The 17,626-nt window shown below is 67.3% G+C and carries 18 protein-coding genes and 1 pseudogene; 12 read left to right on the top strand and 7 right to left on the bottom strand.

The features are described from left to right. Positions 1 to 300 precede the first annotated feature (300 nt). Together ACFWPQ_RS50730 and ACFWPQ_RS50725 are read right to left on the bottom strand one after the other, a co-directional pair. Positions 301 to 1,296 (bottom strand): enoyl-CoA hydratase/isomerase family protein, encoded by a 996-nt coding sequence (locus tag ACFWPQ_RS50730; protein ID WP_383720153.1) that lies wholly within the window; start codon positions 1,294 to 1,296, stop codon positions 301 to 303. Between the two features lie 138 nt (positions 1,297 to 1,434). Then, positions 1,435 to 2,595, bottom strand: coding sequence for an iron-containing alcohol dehydrogenase (locus ACFWPQ_RS50725; protein WP_384051799.1), 1,161 nt, complete (start codon positions 2,593 to 2,595; stop codon positions 1,435 to 1,437). 126 nt (positions 2,596 to 2,721) lie between these two features. Here ACFWPQ_RS50725 and ACFWPQ_RS50720 point away from each other — a divergent pair, with 126 nt between their 5' ends. From ACFWPQ_RS50720 to ACFWPQ_RS50690, 7 genes are all read left to right on the top strand, one after another. Continuing rightward, a complete protein-coding gene (locus tag ACFWPQ_RS50720) occupies positions 2,722 to 3,696 on the top strand; it encodes a LysR family transcriptional regulator (protein WP_383720085.1) in 975 nt (324 codons plus the stop codon). A 654-nt stretch (positions 3,697 to 4,350) separates the two neighbouring features. Next, complete coding sequence (locus ACFWPQ_RS50715) at positions 4,351 to 4,653, top strand: hypothetical protein (RefSeq protein WP_383720088.1); 303 nt, start codon at positions 4,351 to 4,353, stop codon at positions 4,651 to 4,653. A gap of 4 nt (positions 4,654 to 4,657) precedes the next feature. Further along, entirely contained in the window at positions 4,658 to 6,301 is a 1,644-nt protein-coding gene (locus ACFWPQ_RS50710) for a transporter (RefSeq protein WP_383720090.1), read from the top strand. Positions 6,302 to 6,653: 352 nt separating this feature from the next. Continuing rightward, positions 6,654 to 7,565: an alpha/beta hydrolase gene (locus ACFWPQ_RS50705; protein WP_384051797.1), complete on the top strand. Its 912-nt coding sequence runs from the start codon at positions 6,654 to 6,656 to the stop codon at positions 7,563 to 7,565. Positions 7,566 to 7,798: 233 nt separating this feature from the next. Continuing rightward, positions 7,799 to 9,691 carry an AMP-binding protein gene (locus tag ACFWPQ_RS50700; RefSeq protein ID WP_384051795.1) on the top strand — a complete coding sequence of 631 codons (1,893 nt, stop codon included), beginning with the start codon at positions 7,799 to 7,801 and terminating at the stop codon, positions 9,689 to 9,691. 264 nt (positions 9,692 to 9,955) lie between these two features. Further along, on the top strand, positions 9,956 to 10,099 hold the full coding sequence (locus tag ACFWPQ_RS50695) for a hypothetical protein (protein WP_384051793.1): 144 nt from the start codon (positions 9,956 to 9,958) through the stop codon (positions 10,097 to 10,099). A gap of 11 nt (positions 10,100 to 10,110) precedes the next feature. Continuing rightward, positions 10,111 to 11,178 carry an alkene reductase gene (locus ACFWPQ_RS50690; protein ID WP_384051791.1) on the top strand — a complete coding sequence of 356 codons (1,068 nt, stop codon included), beginning with the start codon at positions 10,111 to 10,113 and terminating at the stop codon, positions 11,176 to 11,178. Between the two features lie 127 nt (positions 11,179 to 11,305). On the opposite strand, the pseudogene ACFWPQ_RS50685 reads toward ACFWPQ_RS50690, so the two are convergent. After that, a pseudogene (locus ACFWPQ_RS50685) lies at positions 11,306 to 11,804 on the bottom strand (PaaI family thioesterase). 91 nt (positions 11,805 to 11,895) lie between these two features. Here ACFWPQ_RS50685 and ACFWPQ_RS50680 point away from each other — a divergent pair. The 4 genes from ACFWPQ_RS50680 to ACFWPQ_RS50665 all read left to right on the top strand — a co-directional run bounded on the left by ACFWPQ_RS50680 (position 11,896) and on the right by ACFWPQ_RS50665 (position 13,761). Beyond that, positions 11,896 to 12,363 (top strand): winged helix-turn-helix transcriptional regulator, encoded by a 468-nt coding sequence (locus tag ACFWPQ_RS50680; protein WP_384051789.1) that lies wholly within the window; start codon positions 11,896 to 11,898, stop codon positions 12,361 to 12,363. A gap of 110 nt (positions 12,364 to 12,473) precedes the next feature. Further along, the gene (locus ACFWPQ_RS50675) at positions 12,474 to 12,749 is read left to right on the top strand and encodes a hypothetical protein (protein ID WP_384051787.1); all 276 of its coding nucleotides are present in this window, start codon (positions 12,474 to 12,476) and stop codon (positions 12,747 to 12,749) included. A 5-nt stretch (positions 12,750 to 12,754) separates the two neighbouring features. Beyond that, positions 12,755 to 13,327: a hypothetical protein gene (locus ACFWPQ_RS50670; RefSeq protein ID WP_384051785.1), complete on the top strand. Its 573-nt coding sequence runs from the start codon at positions 12,755 to 12,757 to the stop codon at positions 13,325 to 13,327. 23 nt (positions 13,328 to 13,350) lie between these two features. Then, positions 13,351 to 13,761, top strand: coding sequence for a Tn3 family transposase (locus ACFWPQ_RS50665; RefSeq protein ID WP_384051783.1), 411 nt, complete (start codon positions 13,351 to 13,353; stop codon positions 13,759 to 13,761). A gap of 10 nt (positions 13,762 to 13,771) precedes the next feature. Here the strand turns inward: ACFWPQ_RS50665 and ACFWPQ_RS50660 are convergent, their stop codons facing one another. The 3 genes from ACFWPQ_RS50660 to ACFWPQ_RS50650 all read right to left on the bottom strand — a co-directional run bounded on the left by ACFWPQ_RS50660 (position 13,772) and on the right by ACFWPQ_RS50650 (position 15,318). Continuing rightward, positions 13,772 to 14,434 (bottom strand): response regulator, encoded by a 663-nt coding sequence (locus tag ACFWPQ_RS50660; RefSeq protein ID WP_384051781.1) that lies wholly within the window; start codon positions 14,432 to 14,434, stop codon positions 13,772 to 13,774. Between the two features lie 81 nt (positions 14,435 to 14,515). After that, the gene (locus tag ACFWPQ_RS50655) at positions 14,516 to 14,842 is read right to left on the bottom strand and encodes a sensor histidine kinase (protein ID WP_384051779.1); all 327 of its coding nucleotides are present in this window, start codon (positions 14,840 to 14,842) and stop codon (positions 14,516 to 14,518) included. Then, the gene (locus ACFWPQ_RS50650) at positions 14,827 to 15,318 is read right to left on the bottom strand and encodes an SRPBCC family protein (RefSeq protein ID WP_383720117.1); all 492 of its coding nucleotides are present in this window, start codon (positions 15,316 to 15,318) and stop codon (positions 14,827 to 14,829) included. The genes ACFWPQ_RS50655 and ACFWPQ_RS50650 overlap by 16 nt, the downstream gene beginning before the upstream one ends. A 232-nt stretch (positions 15,319 to 15,550) precedes the next feature. Here ACFWPQ_RS50650 and ACFWPQ_RS50645 point away from each other — a divergent pair, with 232 nt between their 5' ends. Beyond that, positions 15,551 to 16,123, top strand: a complete 573-nt coding sequence (locus ACFWPQ_RS50645) for a TetR/AcrR family transcriptional regulator (protein WP_383720119.1) — start codon at positions 15,551 to 15,553, stop codon at positions 16,121 to 16,123. A 93-nt stretch (positions 16,124 to 16,216) separates the two neighbouring features. On the opposite strand, the gene ACFWPQ_RS50640 is transcribed toward ACFWPQ_RS50645, so the two are convergent. Further along, positions 16,217 to 17,092, bottom strand: a complete 876-nt coding sequence (locus ACFWPQ_RS50640; RefSeq protein WP_383720122.1) for an alpha/beta fold hydrolase — start codon at positions 17,090 to 17,092, stop codon at positions 16,217 to 16,219. Between the last annotated feature and the right edge of the window lie 534 nt (positions 17,093 to 17,626).

The following is a 17,626-nucleotide window of genomic DNA, read 5'->3' as shown; positions in this document are numbered from 1 at the left end:
GGCCTGCACCGTCAGTGCAGGCCGACGTCGCCCTCACAGGTACCCCACCAGCCCAACGAGTTGCGGGCAGAAGGCTCGCGGGTCTCGACGCCGATGGCAGACACGGCACCGGACAGCGGCGCCGACAGGACACGACCGTGCTCGACGGGACCGCACTCAACGAGGCCGGCGCAGCGGCCGTGTACCGACGGTCATGCCGGACATGGCCGTGCGTACCGCTCCCGAGCGTCCGCTCGCGGTACACCTCAGCCTGGCCAGTTCTCACTCGTGCCTGACCGCAGATGGCCAGGCCGACGGCGTTCATTCGCTGCGCGCCGCGCGTTGCCAAGTGGGACTGTGATCCTTGTCGACCAGAGCCGCGCGTACACCTTCAAGGAAGTCCGGCGTGCGGATGGTCGTGCGCGTGAGGGCGAGTTCGGCGCCGAGGCACTCCCGCAGGGTGTGCTGCCTGCCTCCGGTCAGCAAGGCGTGAGTGATCTCCAGACTCTGCGGAGAGGCTGCCTTCAAGGCAGCCAGCGTGGTCGCCGCCCAGGGGGTGCCGAGGAGAAGCAGACGTCTCTCGATCTCGCAGAGGGTCGGCGCCCCGAACGCCCAGTCCACGTCCCCGCGTACTTCTGCCAGCCTGCTCTCCATCACCGGGGAACGACCCGCAAGGCGGTTCAGCACGACGTCCACCGGGTCGCCGGGATTGTCGGCCAAGGCCGCCACGACCGCGTCGAGCCCCGCCGCCGGGATGAAGTGCGTGGCCAGCCCCACGTACAGGGCGTCGGCCGCGTCGAGCCGACGCCCGGTCAGTCCCAGGTACATGCCGATCGCACCGGGCAGTCTCGGCAGAAAATAGCTGGCACCGACATCCGGAAAGAACCCGATCCCGGTCTCGGGCATCGCGAGCACCGCGCGCTCGGTGACCACACGGAATGCGCCGTGGACGGACAGCCCGAGGCCACCGCCCATGCACAGGCCGTCGATGAGCGACACAACCGGGACGGGATACTCGGCGATCCTGGCGTCGAGCCGGTACTCGGAGACGAAGAACCGTTCACTGGCCTCAGCATGACCTGAGAGGCTGTGCTCGCGGATGGTGCGGATGTCTCCGCCGGCACAGAACGCCTTCATATTGGTGCTGGCGAGCACCACCGCGGTCAACGGCGTCTGCTCCCATGCGGCCAGCGCACGGTCGATGGCAGCGACCATGCCCGTGGTGAGGGCGTTGAGGGACTTGGGGCGGTTCAGCAGGATCCGGCCGACGCCTCGGTGGACGTCGGCGAGGACCTCGCTCGTAGCGGTATCAGTCATGGGTCGGCATTTCGTACTCGGCGCGGATCTGGCTGTCGTTCGGCCGGAGGCAGCAGCGGATGTGGCCGTCGACGGCGCGGCTAGGCCGGTCACCTGGCTGCGGACGAGGTCAGGACCATCCGGATTTCTCGCTCGTCGTCACGCGTAGATCTGCGCGTAGAGATCCTCGATCTCGTCCGCGGTGGGCACGACAGGGTTGTTGGCGGGCGATCCTGACGCGAGCGCCTGCTCGGCCATGACGGGCGCCAGGCGGAACCACTCGTCCTTGCCGATGCCGTGTGTTTGAGGGGTAGGCACCTCAAGGTCCTGACACAGGGTGCGGAGCGCTGCCACAAGCTTCTCGGCGGCCAAGGCGTCGCCGTCGCCGTCAGTGGCGGCTCCGAACGCGCGGGCGCAATCGGCGTACCGGCTCTCTGCGGCACGCACGGAGAACGCCGTCACCGCAGGGAAGAGCATCGCGTTCGACAGGCCGTGGGCAACATGGAAGTGAGCGCCGATCGGGCGGCTCATGCCGTGCACGAGCGCGACGCTGGAGTTGGAGAAGGCGATACCGGCCTGGGTGGCGGCGAGCATCATCGCCTCGCGAGCCTCGATGTCTTCTCCGTCGGCGTAGAGGCGGCGGAGGTGGCGGCCGATCGTGCTGATCGCGTTCAGCGCGAGGCCGTCCGAGAACGGATTGGCCTTACGGCTCACATACGCCTCGACGGCATGAGTAAGCGCGTCGACGCCGGTGTCGGCGGTCAACCGGGGCGGCATCGACAAGGTCAACTCGAAATCGACGACGGCGGCGACCGGCAGGAACGCGGGCCCCGAGCAGAGCATCTTCTCGTCCGTGGCACTGTCGGTGATGATCGTGAACTGGGTGGCTTCCGAACCGCTCCCAGCGGTCGTCGGTACCGCGATCACGGGAAGCGCCGGACCGGGATTGGCGTGCGGTGCCTTGTAGTCCCGCATCTGACCGCCCTGGACGGCCAGCAGGCCGAGGGCCTTGGCGGTGTCCATCGGGCTGCCGCCGCCGAACCCGATCATCGAGTCCGCCTCGTGGTCCCGCAATACGGCCAGGCCCGCACCCAGCGAGTCGGTCGTCGGATCGGGGACGGTACCCGCGAACAGGCGCGGCTGCAGTCCGGCGTCTGTCAGCGCGGCCATCAGCCGATCCGCCGCACCGGTTCCGGTGAGAAACGCGTCCGTCACCAGCAAGGGTCGGCTCAGGCCCAGCCCTGTGATGACATCACCCAACTCCCCGACGGCACCACGGCCGATGCGCAGAATCCGGGGGAGGGAAAGGCTGGCAACCATGGGAGCCCCTTCAGCGAGAACGGCGGACATGTCGCGTCCGCTGATCTGACTGTGTGGCCCACACTGTGTGCAATCAACCACCAACGATGCACACCCGCTGTGCGGAAATGCAGATAGCGTGGTTCCGTGCGTACCCACTCCCCGGACGGGAGCCCCACCCCGCAGCCGGTGGAGTCCCCTCGCTCCCTCGATCCGCGCAGACTTCGCGCGGACGATCTGCGCTACCTGCTCGCCGTGTCCCGTACCGGACGTCTGGTGACAGCCGCCGACGCACTCGGTGTCGATCACACCACTGTGTCACGCCGTATCGCCGCTCTGGAGAAGAGCATCGGTCAGCGCCTCATCGAGCGCGGCGCGGAGGGATGGACGCTGACGGACGTGGGAAGAGCAGTCTCGGAGAACGCGCGCGCGATCGAGGAGGCCCTCAACCGCGTCGTCGACACCGTGACGGGCCAGGACTCGCCGTCCCTGCACGGCACCGTACGGGTCAGCGCGCCCGACGGCTTCGGCACCGTCTTCGCCACGCCGGCCCTTGCGCGGGTACGCCGGCGGCACCCGCAGCTCCAGGTCGAACTCATCACCGCGACACGTCAGCTCGCCCTGCGCCCGTCCGGCTTCGATCTCGCTCTCGTCATCGGCGTTCCGTCGAGCAGGCGCCTGGTGACCGATCACCTCACCGACTACACGTTGGGGCTCTACGCCTCCGACGACTACCTCACCCAGCACGGCAGACCGGAGACAGCAGCCCAGTTGCAGGAGCACGCGCTCATCTTCTACATCGAGTCGATGCTGCAGGTCGGCGATCTCGACATCGAACGCCACCTTCCTGGTATGACCCCGGCGTTCTCCTCGACGAACGTCTTCGCCCAGCTCGAAGCCACTCAGCAGGGTGCCGGTATAGGTCTCCTGCCGGCCTTTCTGGCCCAGCGGACTCGGCTGCGCCGACTGCTCCCCGACGAGGTCGACATCCGGCTCCCCATCACCCTGGCCGTCCGCCGTGAGGCCGTGACCCATCCTGCCGTACGCGCCCTTTGGACCGCACTACGCCACGAGGTCGCCGAACGGGCCAGCGAACTGATCCCGGAACGACCGGCGCCGTGAACGCCTCCCGGTCCCGCTTCGCAGCGTCTTGTCCGTTCAGCACCCTGCTGAAGGCGTAGCCGGCGGGGCCAAGTTGGGTATTCGGCACGCTCGGATCCGTTTCGTCGGTCAGGTCATCGGCACCGCATCGGTGTGCCGTCCATGGAGTCGATGTACGACGTTCTCTCCGGGACGACTCACCGAGATCCCACTGTCGCAGTGACATACCGCACACATCTCACAGGCTGTTGACAGGTCGTCACAGAGTCCGTGATCCTCCTGATCACAACATGGCGCATCACGGCAACAGCGGCTTGTGAGTTCGCGCGCTATCACGAAGCCCAGTCGCGGCTTCGCGGTCTGCGCCCAGTCTTCCGTCCGCATTCATTCGCCAGGCACCCGACACAGCACCCTGTGCATCAGGTAGCCGCAGATGCGCACCGCACCGTCTGTGCTGCGTGCCGTGCTTCCGCTTGGGCGTCCACACCTCTCCGCCCTTGCCCACCATCTTCGATTTCGGCGCCGCCCGGATCCCGCCCGGCGCCGGAACGCTGCGCTCTGTGCCGCTCCCCGTCCTCACTGCCCGGAGGTCCCGTGCACCCGTATGTCCCCCCGCCGTCCCCTGGTACCCCACCAGCACCACGCCCCACGTTCGATGCCGCGCCACTGCAAGGCATGCACAGCCTCCGTGAAAGCACGCACCGTGCGCAGCGCGTCTTCCTTCTCGTCAACGCGGTTCCCTTCGCAGTCGGAAGCGTGATGTCCTGTTTCACCGAAGTTCCCGCGGTGGCGCTCTACGGCAAGCTCACGCTGGGCCTTGTCTGGGGAGCACTGCAAGGAGCGCTCTTCGTCACCACCGCCTGGTGGTACGAATTTCGAAGTACGCGGTCGTCCGACCCCATCGAACAGTCCTTCACGTCCGGCGCCATCCATGCCGGGGCGTCGGTCACAGCCACCGCCAACCGGTCCGGGTGGTGAAGCAGTGACCCTGGACATCCTGAGCGCCGGCACGGTCGGCCTCGTCGGCTCGGATGCAAGACGCCCTGTGATCATCGCTTTCCTGATCTTCATCGGGGTGTCCCTGCTGTGGCTCTTCACGCTGGCCACAGCGGAAGAGGAAACCCCGGAAAGGCTGTACATAGCCGACCGGTCCCTCTCTCCGGTCTTCAACGGACTCGCCATGGCGGGCGAGCAGATCTCGGTTGTCACCCTGCTGACGGTCTCCGGGAGCGTCGCCCTCTTCGGTTACGACGGGGTCACCTTCGCCCTCGACGGACTGGTCATGCTCGGTGTGTTGCTGCTCCTCGGGCAGAAGATCCGCAACAGCGGTCGCTACACCCTCGGCGACCTCTTCTCCCTGCGGGCATCGGGTTCCGGGCCACGAATCGCGGCGACAGCCGTGACGCTGGCCATCACCATCCCCCTCCTCGTGATCCAACTGCGCGCGGCCGGCGCCAGCGCCGCGCTCCTGATCGGCATGTCGACCGACGGCGCCCAGGTGGTGTGCACGGTGCTGATGGGCTGCCTCGTCGCATGCTTCGCCGCCGTGGCGGGTCTGCGAGGCAACAGTTTCATGCACGCCGCCAAAGTACCGATCACTCTGGTGACTCTTGGGGTGCTCACGGTGCTGGCCCTCAGGAAATTCGAGTGGGATCCCGGCGCCATGCTCTCGGCCGCGGTGGACAAGAGCATGGCGCCGGACAAGTATCTGCGTCCGGGCTTCTGGCCATATACGGCACGTCTCGGGTCGCTCAACACATTCGGCAATCACATTGTCTTTATCCTCGGTACGGCTGTGATGCCTCACCTCCTCCTGCGGATCGGCGCATCCCGTACCGGGCACTCGGCGCGACGATCCATGAGTATCGCCACGGGACTGCAGGGAATCCTGATCCTGCTCCTGGTCGCCACAGGCTTCGCGTCAGCGGCCGTGGCGGGCGCCGCCGGCATCGGCGCGGTCGACGCCACCGGGCAGTCGTCATCGATCCTGCTGGCCTCGGCCGTACTCCGTGATGGCTCGACAGGACGCGTCGCGCTCATCACCCTCATGGCATGCGTCGTCTTCCTCACCGTGTTCACGACCGTGACCAGTGTGACGTTCGCGGCCGCCGTCTCCTTCGCTCGCGACGTCTTCGCGCAGAGCAAGCGCGGCCGGACCGACACCGACGTGGTACGGGCACTGCGCGTCGCCGCCGTCATCCTGTGCGGACTGTGTCTGTCACTGGCCGCCGCCATCCACCGGTATCCGACTGATTTCCTGGTCGCTTTCTCGATAAGCGTTGCGGCTTCATGTATTTTTCCCGCATTGATCTACTCGTTCTTCTGGCGCCGGTTCAACCGAAGGGGACTGCTGTGGTCCGTCTACGGAGGACTGCTGCTCTGCATCACCCTCACAGTCTTCTCACCCATCGTCTCGGGGACCGAGTTCGCACTGTGGCCGGAGGCGAGTTTCGACTGGTATCCGTTCCAGACCCCCGGCCTGTTTTCCGTACCCTCCGCGTTCGCCCTCGGCTGGCTCGGCAGCATCACGTCACCCGAAGTCTCCGAAGCCGATTTCCACCGCGTTCAATTCAGGATTCTGACGGGAAGGGAAATCGCACCCCAGGCTGCCGATTCGCGACGGTAGGCCGCCGGCTCGGCGATCGTCATGCGAGCGCGCCGACGCTGTAACACCCTCGCCCTCCGCCTCTTCCCGCCCGTGGCCACGCCCCTCGGCAGCACCCCCTGACGCGGGATCGCCGGCAGTCCGTCGAACGGCTCCCACGCCTCCTGGATCGTCCCGGCTCCCGGCCCGCCAGGGCGGGACGGATATCCACGGGCGGTCCCACCTGAGGGGCATCGGCATACGCACTCGCGGCAGTGATCCTCAACCCATCTGAGTTTACTTTCATATACTCAGCAAGTAGCGTCATGACCAGCACACCAATCCGGCTGCACGCGAGAAGGGTGCGTGACAGCTACCCGTAAGGAGCATCACCATGGCCGCAAGCCCAGAGGCACAGCAGTTCGCGGAGTTCCTCGCAAGCGTCAGCGCGAAGTCCGCGACCCCCGGCCTCGACCTGGCCGTCATCCGCGACATCGTCGACTCCAACCACAAGGCCTCCACCGAACCCGAAGGCGTCACCTACGCCGAAGTCGACGCCGGCGGCGTACCCGCCCTGTGGGCCATCCCCCACAACGCCCACCCCGACCGGGCACTGCTCCACTTCCACTTCGGCGGATCCGTCACCGCCTCCATGCACTCCGACCGCAAGGCCGCCGGCCACATCGCCAAGGCGGCCCGCGCCCGCTCCCTCGTCGTCGACTTCCGCCTCGCCCCCGAACACCCCCACCCCGCCCAGCTCGACGACGCCGAGACCGCCTACCGCTGGCTCATCGCCCAGGGCTACGAGCCCAAGAACATCGGCAGCACCGGCCACTCCATCGGCGGCACGCTCGCCGTCATGCTCCCCCTGCGCCTCCTCGCCAACGGCGAACCCACCCCCGGCGCCGTCGTCAGCGTCTCCCCCTGGACCGACCTCGCCATCCAGTACCCGTCGGTCGACGAGAACGAAGACAACGACAAGATGCTCAGCCGCACCACCCTCGAACTCTTCCGAGGCGCCTGGCTCCAGGACCCCGCAGTCGACTACGCCGACCCCCGGATCAGTCTCGTCAACGCCGACCTGACAGGCCTGCCGCCCACCCTCGTCTACTACGGCGAACACGAGACCCTCGCCGACGACGGCGCCGAACTCGGCCGCCGCCTCGCCGACCACAAGATCACCTCCGAGGTCCACTCCATCCCCGAAGGACAGCACTCCTTCGTACTCGGCGCAGGCCGCGTACCCGAAGTCGACCAAGCCATCCAGCACATGGGCCAGTGGCTCCGCAATCACCTCGGCACCTGACCAGGAGAACCGCCTGTTGACTCAGCGCTTCGGCCAACCCGGCCGCGGCTCTGTCCGACAGCTGCCGACCGGCTCCCCGGCATCTCCGCGAGGCGGAAGCCCGGTGGCCGGTCCTTGCTGTCCCGCTTCACCCTGCCGGTGACACGCGATATGCGTGTCCCACCCACTGTGTACGCCGCCGCCGTAGTCCGGCCTCGCAGCGGCAGAACCCCGAAGCCACAAAGGAGTGCGCGATGGGAACGTACGAGGATGTCTTCCGCGCCAGCACCGAAGACCCAGAGGGCTTCTGGCTGAAGGCGGCCGAGGGCATCGACTGGGATGTCACCCCGCAACGCGCCCTGGACTCCTCGGGCGCACCCTTCTACCGCTGGTTCCCCGACGGTCGGCTGAACGTCTGCTTCAACGCTCTCGACCGACATGTCGAAGCCGGCCGGGGCGAACAGCCCGCGCTCGTCTACGACTCACCCGTGACCGACACCCGCCGTACGTACACGTACACCCAGCTGAGGGACGAGGTGGCGGCCTTCGCCGGAGCGCTCGCCCGGCTCGGCGTCGAACGCGGCGATCGGGTGGTGATCTACATGCCCATGGTCCCCGAGGCCGCCGTCGCGATGCTGGCCTGCGCCCGTATCGGCGCGGTCCACTCGGTCGTCTTCGGTGGGTTCGCCCCGCACGAACTCGCCCTTCGCATCGATGACGCGGCCCCCAAAGTGATCGTCTCCGCCTCATGCGGCATCGAGGGCAAGCGCGTCATCGCCTACAAGCCCCTGCTCGACCGGGCGATTGAGCTCGCCGTCCACAAGCCGGAAAAGAGCGTGATCCTGCAACGCCCCCAGGAGCGCGCCGAGTTGGGGCCCGACGATCTCGACTGGGCGGATCTGGTCGCTGCCGCGCCGCCGGCCGGATGCGTTTCCGTCCCGGCCACCGATCCCCTCTACATCCTCTACACCTCCGGAACGACCGGAAAGCCCAAGGGAGTCATGCGGGACTGCGGTGGCTACGCGGTCGCCCTCAACTGGTCGATGGCAGCCGTCTACGACGTGGGCCCGGGCGAGACGATGTTCACCGGTTCCGACGTCGGCTGGGTTGTCGGGCACTCTTACATCGTCTACGCGCCCCTGCTGGTCGGTGCCACGACGGTCCTGTACGAAGGCAAGCCGGTCGGCACCCCGGACGCGGGCCAGTTCTGGCGCGTCGCCGCCGAGCACCGGGTCAAGACCATGTTCACGGCACCCACCGCCTTCCGGGCCATCCGCAAGGAGGACCCGAGGGGAACGCTCACCGCGGGTTACGACCTGACCGGTCTGCGCCACCTCTTCCTCGCGGGCGAGCGCCTGGACCCCGAGACCTATCACTGGGCAAGCGACCTTCTGGGCATCCCGGTGATCGATCACTGGTGGCAGACCGAGACCGGCTGGCCCATCGTCGCCAACCCCGTGGGCATCGAGGCCGCTCCCCTCAAGCCCGGATCCCCCACTCGCCCGCTGCCGGGGTGGGACGTCCGTGTGCTCGATCCTTCGGGCAAGCCGGTACCCGCAGGCGTCGACGGGGCGATCGTCGTCCGGCTCCCGCTGCCGCCCGGAGCCCTCCCCACGCTCTGGCAGGACGACGACCGCTACGTGGCCTCGTACCTCTCGGCCTACGCCGGCTATTACCTCACCGGCGACAGCGGCCACATCGATGACGACGGGTACGTCTTCGTCATGGGCCGGACCGACGACGTCATCAACGTCGCCGGGCACCGGCTGTCCACCGGCAGCATGGAGGAAGCCTTGGCCGCCCACCCCGACGTCGCCGAATGCGCGGTCATCGGCGTCGCCGACGCCCTGAAAGGGCAGGTGCCGCGGGGCTTCGTGGTCCTGAAGGCCGGTGCCGATCGCGAGCCGAGCGAGGTCGAGGCCGAACTCGTACAGCTCGTACGCGAGCGCATCGGTGCCGTCGCCTCCCTCAAGGACGTCGCGGTCGTGGCCGCCCTGCCCAAGACCCGCTCGGGAAAGATCCTGCGCAAGACGATGCGCGGCATCGCGGACGGGCGCGACGAACCCATCCCGTCCACAGTGGACGATCCCGGCGTCATCGAGACCCTGCGGCCTGTTCTACGCCGTCACCCCGGCCCCACCCCTTGAACCACCGACCCACGTCCTGGTCGACGGCGGACCCGTCGTCGACCAGGTTCATAAGGTGCAGACCACCGATGAACCTCAGTGCAGCAGCGCCGAGCGCATGCTGCGCAGAGCGACACCTTCGCGGGTAGTCCCACGCTGACCGCCGCGACGCCTGGGAGCTCGATCGCGAACGCCGGGCGGTAGAGGCACAGGCAGGTCCGGCGGACAGCCGGCTCCCCTCTTGCAATCATTCCGTGCGACCCATGATATTATGAACGTAATTCCATGGATCATGCCGAAGCAGTTCAATCGGCGGGGGTCATGGCGAGTGCGCAATCGGGCTGGGAGCAGGAAAGCCCGCACCGCGCGGTCGATCAGGCCTATACGGCGTCCGCCCTGCCTCTCAGTGATCCACCACTCATCATCTGAGGAATCACCCCATGCTCAACGCCCTGTGGAACCCCACCGCCGCCGGAGAGATCTCCCTGCCGCACCGGCTCGCCATGGCTCCCCTGACCCGCAGCCGGGCCACCCTCGACGGCACACCGACCGAGCTGAACGCCGAGTACTACGCCCAGCGCGCCTCGCACGCTCTCATCATCACCGAGGGCACCCAGCCCTCCGCCGACGGCCAGGGCTACCCGGTCACCCCGGGCATCTACACCGACGAGCACATCGCGGGCTGGCGCAAGGTCACCGACGCCGTCCACGGAGCCGACGGGCGCATCGTCATCCAGCTGATGCACGCCGGCCGGATCTCCCACCCGGACAACACGCCGCACCACCGGCAGCCGGTGGCTCCTTCCGCGATCAAGCCGGCGGGGCAGACGTTCACCGTTTCCGGACTCCAGGAGATGCCGGTACCGCGCGAGCTGTCGACCGCCGAGGTCGCCTCGACCGTCGACGACTTCCGGCACGCCGCCGCGGCCGCCATCGCGGCCGGCGCCGACGGCGTCGAGATCCACGGGGCCAACGGCTACCTGGTCAACCAGTTCCTCTTCCCCAGCGCCAACCAGCGCACCGACCAGTACGGCGGCTCCCTCGACAACCGCATCCGCTTCGCGGTGGAAGTCGCCACGGCTGTGGCCGACGAGATCGGCGCCAGCCGGACAGGCATCCGGATCTCCCCCGGCAACCCCTTCCAGCTCAACGACCTCGTGGAGAACGACCCCCACGAGCTCTACCCACACCTCCTGCGCGCCCTCGCTCCCCTCAACCTCGCCTACCTGCACGTCGGCCACGGCGGCGATGAAGAACTCCTCTTCACCCTGCGCAAGTTGTGGCCGACCACACTGATCCTCAACCGGGCGGGTGCGGACATCGCCACCCGTACCAAGGACATCGAAGAAGGCCTGGCCGACGTCATCACTGTCGGCACCATGGCTCTCGCCAACCCCGACCTCGTCGAGCGCGTACGTTCCGGCGCGCCCCTGAACACCCCGGATCCCGCCACCTTCTACGGCGGTGGCGCGGTCGGCTACACCGACTACCCCACTCACACGGCCTGACGAAGGGCCCGGCGCCGAGGGAACCATGGACCTCCGGCGCCGGGCCTGTGCAGAGGCCGAGTCCGGCCTCACCGCACTGAAGTCATCCACCGCCGGTCACCAACGACCGGTCACCGACCTCCGAACCTCACTTCTGCGACGGGGGCACCGGGAAGAGCATGCAGCTACTGGTGGCATGGGCGAGCAGCCGGTCTTTCGCGTCGACCAACTGCGCCTGGGCTAGGGCTGTTTGACGTCCCTTGCTGACCACCTACCGATGGCCCGCACCATGCCCGTGTCCACGGTGATTCGCCGCAAGAACTTCACCGTCAGGTCCAGTGAGGTGTACGCCACGCCTTGCGGGAGGATCGATGGACGGCGCAGCCCGCCGCCGAATCCAGCAGCGTGGCGAAGACGCCGCCGTGCACGCTGCCGATCGGGTTGCAGTGCTCCTCACCCGGTGCCAGGGAGAAAACCGCCCTTCCGGGCTCGACGTCATCAAGGGTGAAGTCGATGGTGTAGTTGATGGGTGGCCCTGGCAGTTGTCCCGCCTGCAGCTCCCGCAGGAAGTCAACGCCGGCCATGCGTCCGGCGGCTTCCGCCAGAATCGCGGGATCTTCCCACTGATACGTACGCATCCGCCCCACGGCCGAGCACCTTCCTGTCTGACTTTTACAAATGAAGTTAGCTGGAGCAACCTGACTTTTAATTGCGAAGTCAGCCGTCTACCATGGCGACATGGAGTGGCTTGAAGCGAGCACGGAGAACTGCCCTGCTCAGCGCGCGCTCGACGTGCTCGGGGAGAAATGGACGCTGCTGATCCTGCATAACGCCGCAAACGGGGTCCGCCGCTTCGGCGACTTCCACCGCCACATCGGCTTGTCGGAAGCCGTCCTGAGTGATCGTCTGCGGAAGCTGACCTCTGCCGGCATCCTGGAGACCGCCCCCTACCAGGAGCCGGGCAGCCGCTCCCGCAACGAGTACCGCCTGACCCATAAGGGCTGGGATCTGTGGCCCATCCTGATGGCGCTGGCCCAGTGGGGCGAGCAGCACGCCCGGGGCCCCGAGGGTCCCGTGCTGGACATCCGCCATACCGACTGCGACGCTCCGGTCCGCGTCGTCGTCGAGTGCTCCGTGGAACACTCCACCCTGACACCCGGCGAAGTCACCGCCCGGCTGGGGCCTGGCGCTCGCCTCGGATCATGAGCCGTCGATCACCGGCCCGTACGATCCCGGTGTGCGACATCCCGCGGGTTCCCCTGAGCCCCGCTGAGTGCCCGGCCCCGTGGCCAGGGAGTTCTTCCTCGTAGCTGGCGGTGGATCTCGGCCAGCTCCTCGCGGGCATTCTTCGCCTTCGCCGCCATGCGCTTGCAGAACATCGTGGCCAGGTCGTCCCGGGCATCCCGCTCAGCGAGCAGGAACGGGCAGCGGTCGACGACAGCCAGGCGGCCCTCGACCAGCTCGCCGACGTCCCCACGCCCGCCGGCCCCACACCCCGTGAGATCGGCGCCCCCGCCAACGCGACGCTACTGCCGATCCTGGACGTCACCACCCAGACCACGGATCCCGGACAATGTGGAATGCGACGATGACGGGCATGACGCATGGTTACAACGGCAGTCAGGTCCTCTTCCGGCAGGCCAAAGCACGCGCACTCGCCGCTCGGCGGTTCGCGAGAGAAGCAGATCAGGAGCAGGCGGAAGGCCGTTCCGGAATCGAACGCAGGCAGCGCGAGAAGGATGCCGTGATCGCAACGCTGGTCCTGGCCCAGGGAGCTGGCGAGGCCTACGTCAACTGGGTCTTTCTCCAAGCCGGCGTCACGCCAAGCGGCACATGGATCGACCGATGGAGCGGGCTTCGCAACGCTGCCCGTGAGCTCGGACGCGATGACAAGTTCGGCCTTCCACGTGACCACCGGAAGTTCTTCAACGAGCTTGACGCGTGGCGCAACTACCTCCTTCACGGAGACGAGAAAGCCAGGAAGTCGCTTCACCAAGCCCTCGATGCGCAGGGCAGGACAGATCTAACGAACGAGACTGACCTCCTTGACAGCACCTACGCGGCCTCGGTGATGGACAGGGCCGAGGCCGCCTTCCGATGGGCCGAGCAGCAGACCGGTATCCAAGCCCCCTTCCTCGACGGCGCTTGGGTCGCGTTCGACGAGTGCTGAGTTGACAAAACAGATTCCACAGAATGCTCCGGTACCTCTCGGACGCGCCGCTGCGCGGCCGGGTGACGGCCGCGACCAGCAAGGTCGAGGCGTTCAACGGTTTCAGCGACTGGGTGCGGTTCGGCCAGCGTGGCACGGTGGCGGCCAACGACCCGGTCGAGCAGGAGAAGGACGTGAAGTTCACCTCCTTGCTCGCCGACCTGCTGATCTTCCACAACACCGTCGACATCGCCGACGTGGTGCGGCAGTTGCAGGCCGAGGGTTGGGTCATCGACCCGCTGGACCTGGCCCAGATCTCGCCTTACCTGACGGAGCACGTCAACCGGTCCGGCGTCTGCTCCACCCATGAGATAGGGGTCACCCCGGAGGACTACGACATCCACCTCGACGACGACCTCAGTGTGTTGGAGGACGAGCAGGCTCCAGCGGCATGACCCGCATGCTTCAGCGAGGCAGGGTGACGAGCCCCATCTCATAGGCGGTGATGACGAGCTGGACCCGGTCCCGGGCGCCCAGTTTGGTGAGCAGCCGTGACACGTTCGACTTGGCGGTGGCCACAGTGATGAAGAGGTCCTCGGCGATTTCGGTGTTCGACCGGCCGCGTCCGACCGGGATCAGCACTTCGCGTTCCCGCTCGGTGATGCCGTCGACCGGCCGTGAGGAGCGCTCCGGGACAGCCTCGGACCGCCCGATGAAGTCCGCGATCAGGCGGCGCGTCACACCCGGCGCGATCAGCGCTTCGCCGGCGGCGACCACGCGGATCGCCGCGAGGATGTCGTCCAGCGCCATGTCCTTGACCACGAAGCCGCTCGCGCCGGCCCGGAGCGCGCCGTAGACATGGTCGTCCTCGTCGAAGGTGGTCAGGACAAGGACGCGTGTGGCTGCGGGACCGGCCGTGATCAGGCGGGTGGCCTCGATCCCGTCCATGCCGGGCATCCGGATGTCCATGACCACAACGTCGGGGCTGGCATCCCTGACCATCTGGACGGCCTCGGCGCCGGTGGCGGCTTCACCGACGACCTCCAGGTCGCTGTGATCGGCCATGAGCACGCGTAGACCGGACCGCACCAAGGACTGGTCGTCGGCGAGCACAACGCGGACTGTCACTGGTGGACCCTCCTCTCTGCGGGCTCTGAGAAGGTGCCCATGTCAGATGCCGGTGAGAGCCGGGGGGACGGCCCGCGATGGTCATCGGGTCTCCACCGGAACTCCGACGGGTGCGGGCAGCGGCAGCCGGGCCGCCACCCGGAAGCCGCCCTCGGGGCGCGGCCCGGCGCTGAGGTGGCCGCCCAGCAGACCGACCCGCTCCCGCATCCCGATGATGCCGAAGCCGTGGGCCGAGCCGTTCCCGGTGGTGCCGCGCCCGTCGTCGACGACCTCCACGGACAGTTCCCCGTCTCCGTAGTCGATGGCCACCCGGCAACGCCCGGTGCCCGCGTGCCGGACCACGTTGGTCAGCGCCATGACGCGCCGTGAGTTGTCGGTGCCGCGGTTGAGTGTCAGGGACGGCGGCACACGTCCTCAAGCTGCTTCATCGCGTCCTGGAAGGCCTTGTCCATGAGGCCTTGGCTCGCCCGAAGCAGTAGGCGTACGGGGGGCGCGCAGTCGACAGCGATTGTCCAGTCGACTCTGGTCCGCTCGTTGGCCAAGGGAGTGAGTGTCCACTGCTCCATCATGGCCGTGACACCGCGCGTACCGGTTTCGTCGACCTGATAGGCGAAACGCTTGCCGGGGTCCCAGGCGAGCACGGTCTCGCGCGCCCGGAACAGCCGGTACAGGCGTATGTGGCGCACCGTTCCCACGCCGTAGGGGGGTGCTCCTTCATAGCTGCATTCGCTGACCGGCCCGAACCAGCGGGGCCAGTCCTCGGGGTGGGCCGCCAACTGTTCGAAGATGGCGTCTGCGGGCGCGTGGAGGTCTCGGGTGCGTGTGCGCCGGACGGGGGCACGTTCGAGGAAGCCGAGGTCTTCGGAGCGCAGTTGATGGGCCATGGTGTTCGACCTTTCGGCGGAGCGGCGGATCGGTGGCGCGGGTGTGTCCACTGACGGATCGGACCGGGGTCAGCAACGGGATGCCCCTGGGGCCCCGGCGACCAGCGCGTCTTCTGAATCCAGCGGGCGAATCCCGTTCCAGAATAGCTGCCGATCATAATATTACGTCTGTCAGGTCACGGATTATGCTGGGGAGCGAGGCAGCGGCCCAAACGGCGAATGGAGGAAGCTCATGGTGCGTTACGCCAAGGAGCACAAGCAGGTGACGCGGCGGCGGATCATCGACAAGGCCGGCCACCGGTTCAAGCAGGACGGCATAGACGGTTCGGGCATCTCCACGCTCATGTCGGACGCGGGTCTCACCAACGGAGCCTTCTACGCCCACTTCACCTCCAAGGACAACCTCGTCGCCCATGTCGTGGCCGACGAACTGCGCGCGCAGGTCGAGAGGTACAACACCCTGCGCCCCGGTCGCGAGGGACTCGAAGATCTCATTCGCGAATACCTGTCCGCCGAACACCGGGACAACCCCGGCCTCGGATGCCCCTCCGCCGCCCTGCTCGACGAGATCGGCCGCTGCGGAGACGAGACCAAGCAGGCCTACACCGACGGCGCACAGGCCATCTTGGAGGAGATCGCCGCCCGGCTGGCACCCGAGGATCCGAACTCCGCTCGCGGCAAGGCCATCGGGCTCTTCACCATGATGGTGGGGACGTTGCAACTGTCGCGAGCCCTGTCCGACCGCAAGCTCGCCGACGAGGTCCTTGAGCAGGGAATCGAGAACGGCCTCGCGTTCATGGGGTGACACGGACCTCTACGGCGGCCCCGCCCGATCACCGGGAGGCACGCCCGGCCGGAACCCCGATCGTCGCGGACGTCAGCAGGGAGCGGGAGTACGTCACGCCTGCTCCCGTTCGAGGAACTCAAGAGCCGTCGCCACGAACTGCTCGTGGAACTGGAAGATGCCCCCGTGACCGGCGTCGGGGTACAGCACCAACTCGCCGTTCTGTACTCGCCGCGCCAGGTCGACCGAGTTCTGGGTCGGAACCATCCTGTCGCTCTCACCGTTCGCGACGAGCACCGGCTGATGGATGACCGAGAGGTCCTGAGGCTGCTCCAGCCCCCAGCGGTGAATCGCCTTGAGCTGGGCACCGTACGACGTGAGGGAGATCGCCTTGTCCCGGTCGCGGGTGCGCTCCTTCAGGCGGCCCAGGAACTCCTTTCCGGCCCGACGTCCATTGGCGGTCCGGGTGAAGAAGAGGAACTGCTTCGGGTCCTGAAGGGTGAGCAGCCCCCGGACGGTGTCGAGATGGGACAGCCGGCTCACGTTCTTGATGCCTTCGCCGCCCGCGGGACCGGTACCCGTGAGGATCAGCTTGCGGACGAGCCCCGGTTCGGTCCGCACGATCTCCTGGGCGACCATGCCGCCCATCGAGAAGCCGTGGAGATCGACGTACTCGAACCCGAGCGCCCGGATGAAGGTGACGGCGTCCTTGGCCATCGCCTGGATGGTGCGCGGCGTCGAACCGCTGGAAGCGCCGACACCCCTGTTGTCGAATGTGACGACCCAGTGCTTGGCGGCGATGCCGTCGACGACGCGGGGGTCCCAGTTGTCGAGGACCGCGGCCAGGTGGGTGAGGAAGACCACCGGGATGCCCGACCGGGGCCCGAGCTCGCGATAGGCGAAGGTCACCCCACCAGCACTGATGGTGTGAGTCGGTGCGTTCTTGTACGACGTCACGACGTCGCCTCGTACTTCCTGTGAGTCAGTCACGATCGTGCCCTTCGGCGTGAGGGTTTCCGCAAGGGGCGCCAGACCCTCCTTCATCGGGTGGGCAAGGGCACCGAGCAGTCACCTGCGTCTCCCGACTGCGGGTGCAGTCCGCGAGGTCGACGGTCAAGGCCGCGGGCGTCGGAACTCTGAACGGTCGAGCCCCTCAGTATCGCGTCGACGATTGAATTATGACCGTACTCCCATGAGACCGCAAGTCCATGCCAGAACGCGATGACGCCATGGCCGTGATCGCGGACAGGCTCTTCGGGCAGCCTCGACTCTTGTGTCGCGGAACAGTGGCCGCACCGGAGCGAGCCCCAACGGACCGGCAGCTGTCCTGCGCGTCCGTTCAGCGCTCGCGGTTCCGACAGCCACGGGCATCCACCCGTCTCCTGGCACAGCACGCATTTCCCGGCATGCGAGGCGACAGCCGGAGCCAGTGTCGGCGGCGCGTGAATCGTGACCCATATCCGACGGATGAAAAGTGACCCCCACTGCGTCAGTTGATGTTGGTCATTCCCCGGTGTTGGCTGC

Origin of the sequence: Streptomyces sp. NPDC058464 (genome assembly GCF_042721035.1) — a bacterium.
Taxonomy (GTDB): domain Bacteria; phylum Actinomycetota; class Actinomycetes; order Streptomycetales; family Streptomycetaceae; genus Streptomyces.
The sequence above is the reverse complement of the archived record's forward strand: the minus strand, read 5'-3'. Positions and strand labels throughout refer to the sequence as shown.

Bases quoted from the DNA above. Each gene is read 5' to 3' on its own strand.
- ACFWPQ_RS50730 (WP_383720153.1), bottom strand. From the start codon at position 1,296: ATGACTGATACCGCTACGAGCGAGGTCCTCGCCGACGTCCACCGAGGC.
- ACFWPQ_RS50725 (WP_384051799.1), bottom strand. From the start codon at position 2,595: ATGGTTGCCAGCCTTTCCCTCCCCCGGATTCTGCGCATCGGCCGTGGT.
- ACFWPQ_RS50715 (WP_383720088.1), top strand. From the start codon at position 4,351: ATGCACAGCCTCCGTGAAAGCACGCACCGTGCGCAGCGCGTCTTCCTT.
- ACFWPQ_RS50705 (WP_384051797.1), top strand. From the start codon at position 6,654: ATGGCCGCAAGCCCAGAGGCACAGCAGTTCGCGGAGTTCCTCGCAAGC.
- ACFWPQ_RS50700 (WP_384051795.1), top strand. From the start codon at position 7,799: ATGGGAACGTACGAGGATGTCTTCCGCGCCAGCACCGAAGACCCAGAG.
- ACFWPQ_RS50695 (WP_384051793.1), top strand. From the start codon at position 9,956: ATGGATCATGCCGAAGCAGTTCAATCGGCGGGGGTCATGGCGAGTGCG.
- ACFWPQ_RS50690 (WP_384051791.1), top strand. From the start codon at position 10,111: ATGCTCAACGCCCTGTGGAACCCCACCGCCGCCGGAGAGATCTCCCTG.
- ACFWPQ_RS50680 (WP_384051789.1), top strand. From the start codon at position 11,896: ATGGAGTGGCTTGAAGCGAGCACGGAGAACTGCCCTGCTCAGCGCGCG.
- ACFWPQ_RS50670 (WP_384051785.1), top strand. From the start codon at position 12,755: ATGACGCATGGTTACAACGGCAGTCAGGTCCTCTTCCGGCAGGCCAAA.
- ACFWPQ_RS50665 (WP_384051783.1), top strand. From the start codon at position 13,351: ATGCTCCGGTACCTCTCGGACGCGCCGCTGCGCGGCCGGGTGACGGCC.
- ACFWPQ_RS50650 (WP_383720117.1), bottom strand. From the start codon at position 15,318: ATGGCCCATCAACTGCGCTCCGAAGACCTCGGCTTCCTCGAACGTGCC.
- ACFWPQ_RS50645 (WP_383720119.1), top strand. From the start codon at position 15,551: ATGGTGCGTTACGCCAAGGAGCACAAGCAGGTGACGCGGCGGCGGATC.